The sequence below is a fragment of the Shewanella sp. 10N.286.45.A1 genome (assembly GCF_041470405.1).
Classification (GTDB): Bacteria; Pseudomonadota; Gammaproteobacteria; order Enterobacterales; family Shewanellaceae; genus Shewanella.
This window is the reverse complement of sequence record NZ_JBFRMK010000471.1, coordinates 1-424: the sequence shown is the minus strand read 5'-3', so window position 1 is coordinate 424 and position 424 is coordinate 1. Positions and strand designations below refer to the sequence as shown.

At 36.8% G+C, this 424-nt stretch carries 1 pseudogene; it reads right to left on the bottom strand.

Annotation, left to right across the window (positions count from 1 at the left end):
* Positions 1-187: 187 nt before the first annotated feature.
* Positions 188-424: pseudogene (locus AB4238_RS22455) on the bottom strand (ISAs1 family transposase); the annotation flags it as partial.

Sequence of the window (424 nt, the reverse complement as noted above, 5' to 3'; positions counted from 1 at the left end):
TATACTGATTGGTATTACGACGATAGATAAAAGCACTTATTGCTAGTTTGCTTAACGTGAGTTATGACAAGCTGAAGGCAGATGTCTCTGCCAAATTAGCTATCTATGGTGGATGGGCTAAGGCTATACATTGTTGCTATAGATCTTTTTTATAGTCTATGTTTGATTCTGGCTCGTTTTTTCGGGATTTTACTAAATTTACAATCCAACGATATAGTATTGCTACGATACTGACATCATCTTCATGATACATCTTCTGTTGAAATAGCGTATATAAAAGCCAGCGTTTATTACTTTCTGTTTGCCTTTATTCGCTAATCGTAGTGCCAAACCCTTTTGAAGTTAACACTGCATTACTGACATAAAAATGCGTATCGATGCTGGTTCTATGACCCATTTTACGATCAGGGTGAGAACGTGAACG